We start from the raw sequence: 4,255 nt of genomic DNA on the forward strand, positions 1-4,255 counted from the left end.
GTCTAGGGTTATTGTTAGTTTTATTGTTATAAATCAATGTTTTGTGTGGTTTTTAAGGGTTGACTAATTAGGGCTAGCTCAAATAAACTTATAAATGCTTAATTTTCTTTATTCAGTTTCTTAAATTCTTCGTCAATTTTATCTAATTCTTCATCGCCCCAATCTTCTTCATCTGTGGCTTCTTCCTTATCAGAAGTGGTTGAGTTAGCGTCAGCGTCTTTATCATCTGATGTTGGTGCTGAGCGTTTAAACATGGGTGCAAAAATCAACCCAGCCTCAAACAACAGCCACATTGGGACAGCAATTAAGGTTTGAGAGATAATATCAGGTGGCGTCAGTAGCATACCTAAAACAAAGGCGCCAATAACAATATAAGGACGATTTTTCTTAAGTTTCTCTACTGTTGTTACGCCGAATATAATTAGCAAGATAGTGGCAATAGGCACTTCAAATGCCACACCAAAAGCGAAAGATACTTTCAGTACAAAATCAAGATAATATTGAATATCGGGGGTGAAGTCTACAATGCTTGGACCGATGCTAGATAAGAAGCCAAAAATAACAGGAAAAACAATATAAAACGAAAACAACAAGCCCGCATAAAATAAGACCGTTGATGAAATTACCAATGGCAAAATCATTTGTTTTTCATGTTTATATAAGGCAGGTGCAATAAATGACCAAACTTGATAAAGCAGAAAGGGCATAGTAGCATAGACGGAAAAAATTAACGCCATTTTGAGCGGCGTTAAGAAAGGTGAGATTACTCCAATTGCAATAATATTGCTATCTGAGGGTAAGACATTGAGAATAGGCGCAGCAATAAAACTATAAACTTCGTTGGCAAAGGGAAAAATACCAGCAAACACCAGCAAAATTGCAATGACAGAATGCAGTAGTTTATCGCGTAATTCAACCAAGTGTTGAATAAAGGTCATGTCTTGTTTAATACGCTGTGTACTCATACTTATTTAGCTCAGACTATTTATCAATATCGCGTTTGATTTTGTTAAGGGATTCTTTAGTTTGATCAAAAATCTCAACAATATTAGCATCTTTATCTTCTAAGTTTAGATGCTCTTTGAGTTTATCAGCCTCAATTTCATCGCCAATATCTTCTTGGATTTTAGCAACAAACCTTTTGGCTTTGCCAATATAATGACCCGCAGTTTTGGCAATGGCGGGCATCCTTTCGGGGCCGACCACAATCAGTGTGATAATGCCAATTAAAGCGAATTCCCAAAAACCAATATCAAACATAGTGGCGTGTTATTTGGTCTCTTCTTCTTTGATAACTTTAGCGTCAATGACAGTGTCTTTATTGTCAATTTTGTCACTTTCACTTTCTTTCATTGATTTTTTAAAACCTTTGATAGCACCCCCTAAGTCGCCACCAATGTTTTTTAAGCGTTTGCCACCAAAAAGAAGTAGCACGATTACTAAAATAATAATCAGTTCAAACGGTCCCGGCATCATAATTTCTCCTTTGTTATTGATTCCTATTGGCTTTTTCTTTTAAACCCGATAAGCTAAATCGTTTTGATAATTCTTCTTCTATTTTAGCGATTTCAATGTCTTCGTGGCGTAATAATACTAAAGTGTGAAACCACAGGTCTGCCACTTCATAGATGATTTTTTCTTTTTCTCCATCTTTGGCTGCCATAATCACTTCGGCAGACTCTTCGCCAATCTTTTTTAAGATTTCATCTAAGCCTTTACTGTATAAAGATGCGACATAAGATTCATCGGCACCTGAGTGCTTACGCTGCTCCAATACTTTTTCTAATTGTTTTAAGATATCACTCATAAACATCATCCATAAATGGCTTTTGGGTCTTTTAATACTTTGCTAACATTTACCCAATTGTCTTTATCCAGTTTTTGAAAAAAACAAGATTTTCTACCAGTGTGGCAAGCGATACCGCCGATTTGTTCTACTTTGAGTAAAATCACATCACAATCACAATCTATATAAATAGCTTTAACAAATTGTGTATGTCCTGATTTTTCGCCTTTAAACCACAGTTTTTTGCGTGAACGAGAATAGTAAACTGCTTGTTTTTTTTTAATCGTTAGCGATAGAGACTCTTGGTTCATCCATGCAAACATTAAGATTTCCTCCGTCTCAAAATCTTGAGCAATTGCTGGAATTAAACCCTTATCATCAAATCTAACTTGCTCTAATACTTTCATTAAAAATCTTATAAAATGATTAATTTTACCGCTAGTTTTGAATGAAATTATTTATTTTATACTTCTTATTGATAGGCAGTGCTTTTTCTGATGTTGGCAACTTTATTTTAGATAGTGAAAAAACACTATATATTGTTGATGGCGATAGTATCAGTTTGCAAATGCGTATTAAAGGTATTGACACACCAGAAATTACACAAACTTGTGAGAAAACACAATACCAAATTATTGATTGTGGTCAATTATCCAAAGAGTACTTGAAAAGACTTTTAAGGGAAATACCTGGAAGATTGTTAATTACCCCTATCGAAATTGGGCACTATCATCGTGTTTTAGTGCGTGTCTATAAAGGAGATATTGATATCGGCAAGTCAATGGTTGAGTCGGGTATGGCGTATTCTTATAAAAATACCTACCGCAAAGAAGAAGAATTAGCCAAATCTAAAAAAGTAGGGTTTTGGGGTTTTTACAAGCCACCTATCAAGCCCCATAAGTATCGGAAAACAAATAAATATAGATAGATGTTATCTTAGCGTTACTAACTCCTCAGCACTAGTCGGGTGTATAGCGACTGTGTCGTCAAACTGCTTTTTAGTTGCCTCCATTTTGATGGCAACCGCAAAGCCTTGTAGCATTTCATCAGCACCGTGCCCCATAATATGACAGCCGATGATTTTTTCATCATCACCCACACACACTAATTTAAGTGCGGTGGTGGTTTTGTGATTAAGCAAAGCATCTGCCATTGGGGTGAATTCTGATTTATAAATTTTGATTTTATCAAATTTTTTATTGGCCTCAATTTCCGTGAGACCGATAGTACCAATGGGTGGGTGTGAAAAAACCACAGTGGCAATAGCACTATAATCTAAATGCCTATCGGTCATATTGTTATACAACCTATCAGACAACCTTCTACCTGCTGCGATAGCTACAGGTGTGAGCGGCGCTCTGCCGGTGGCATCACCGAGTGCAAAAATATTGTCCACATTAGTCACTTGAAATTTATCTGTTGGAATAAAACCGCGTTGGTTAGACTCAACACCAGCATTTTCTAAACCAAGATGTTGCGTCATTGGGTCTCTGCCAACTGCCCAAATAATTTGGTCAAAACCACCAAACTCACCGTGATTGGTAAATATCGTTTTATCACTCGAAACCTTATCGATTGTAGTACCATGATGAAGGGTAATACCGTGCGCAGTATAGTCTTTATCCAAAGCTTCTTGAATCATGGGGTCAAAACCACGCAACAAGGTATCAGCTCTGCCGAAAATCTCAACTTCGCTACCGAGTGCATTCAATACACCAGCCAATTCAACACCAATATAACCACCACCAATAACCGCTACTTTTTTAGGTAATGCGTCTAATTCAAAAAAACCATCTGAAGTAATGCCGTATTCGGCACCTTCAATATTCGGCACAGATGGCTTGCCACCTGGAGAAAGCACGATATGCTCAGCGGTATACTCTTCACCATTGACAGACACTGTGTTTTTATTGACTAATTTTCCAAAGCCATGAATGTAATCAATACCTAATTTTTCTAAATAGCCGTCATACCAGTCGGTAATACCTTTGATATAGTTATCGCGACCTTGTTTGAGTTTTTTCCATGAGAAATTTTTCACCTCAATATTAAAACCAAACCCTTGTGCATTGTTAATCTGTGTGGCAGCATTGGCGGCAAACCACATCACTTTTTTAGGTACACAACCAACATTCACACAAGTGCCACCAATGGTTTTTGCCTCAATGATTAAGCATTTTTTGCCGTATTCGCTGGCGCGCTCAACAGCTGAAAGGCCACCAGAGCCTGCACCAATGGCAATCATATCGTATTGTTTTGTCATTTTTTTCTCCAATAAATAAAAAAAGTCTTACCCTTTAACTTAGGTTTAGTGTGCAATTGGTTTGCCAGTAAAAAAATAGCCTTTAAGTCCCTTGTTTTGACGACTATTTATACAGAAATCTCTCATGTAATTGATGTAAATTCATCTTCGATGAATGGAGAAAAATCTTGGTGCCAATCGCAAGTAATTTCACATAATAGCCTTAG

At 36.9% G+C, this 4,255-nt stretch carries 7 protein-coding genes; 1 reads left to right on the forward strand and 6 read right to left on the reverse strand.

The features are described 5' to 3' along the window. Positions 1–98: 98 nt before the first annotated feature. From tatC to hisI, 5 genes are read right to left on the reverse strand one after another with little or no spacing between them, the layout of a single operon-like run. Positions 99–965: a twin-arginine translocase subunit TatC gene (gene tatC, locus BAZSYMA_RS00735; protein ID WP_090714547.1), complete on the reverse strand. Its 867-nt coding sequence runs from the start codon at positions 963–965 to the stop codon at positions 99–101. 16 nt (positions 966–981) lie between these two features. Next, a complete protein-coding gene (gene tatB / locus BAZSYMA_RS00740) occupies positions 982–1,260 on the reverse strand; it encodes a Sec-independent protein translocase protein TatB (RefSeq protein ID WP_090714550.1) in 279 nt (92 codons plus the stop codon). A 9-nt stretch (positions 1,261–1,269) separates the two neighbouring features. Continuing rightward, positions 1,270–1,476 carry a twin-arginine translocase TatA/TatE family subunit gene (tatA, locus tag BAZSYMA_RS00745; RefSeq protein WP_180323738.1) on the reverse strand — a complete coding sequence of 69 codons (207 nt, stop codon included), beginning with the start codon at positions 1,474–1,476 and terminating at the stop codon, positions 1,270–1,272. A gap of 13 nt (positions 1,477–1,489) precedes the next feature. After that, entirely contained in the window at positions 1,490–1,807 is a 318-nt protein-coding gene (locus BAZSYMA_RS00750) for a phosphoribosyl-ATP diphosphatase (RefSeq protein ID WP_090714562.1), read from the reverse strand. 5 nt (positions 1,808–1,812) lie between these two features. Then, on the reverse strand, positions 1,813–2,193 hold the full coding sequence (gene hisI / locus BAZSYMA_RS00755) for a phosphoribosyl-AMP cyclohydrolase (RefSeq protein ID WP_090714554.1): 381 nt from the start codon (positions 2,191–2,193) through the stop codon (positions 1,813–1,815). A 41-nt stretch (positions 2,194–2,234) separates the two neighbouring features. On the opposite strand from hisI, the gene BAZSYMA_RS00760 reads away from it, so the two are divergent. Next, the gene (locus BAZSYMA_RS00760) at positions 2,235–2,714 is read left to right on the forward strand and encodes a thermonuclease family protein (RefSeq protein ID WP_090714557.1); all 480 of its coding nucleotides are present in this window, start codon (positions 2,235–2,237) and stop codon (positions 2,712–2,714) included. Between the two features lie 3 nt (positions 2,715–2,717). On the opposite strand, the gene gorA is transcribed toward BAZSYMA_RS00760, so the two are convergent. Then, the gene (gene gorA / locus BAZSYMA_RS00765; RefSeq protein WP_090714559.1) at positions 2,718–4,049 is read right to left on the reverse strand and encodes a glutathione-disulfide reductase; all 1,332 of its coding nucleotides are present in this window, start codon (positions 4,047–4,049) and stop codon (positions 2,718–2,720) included. Positions 4,050–4,255: the final 206 nt, after the last annotated feature.

The sequence above is a fragment of the Bathymodiolus azoricus thioautotrophic gill symbiont genome (genome assembly GCF_001298715.1).
In the GTDB taxonomy this organism is placed as follows: Bacteria; Pseudomonadota; Gammaproteobacteria; order PS1; family Pseudothioglobaceae; genus Thiodubiliella.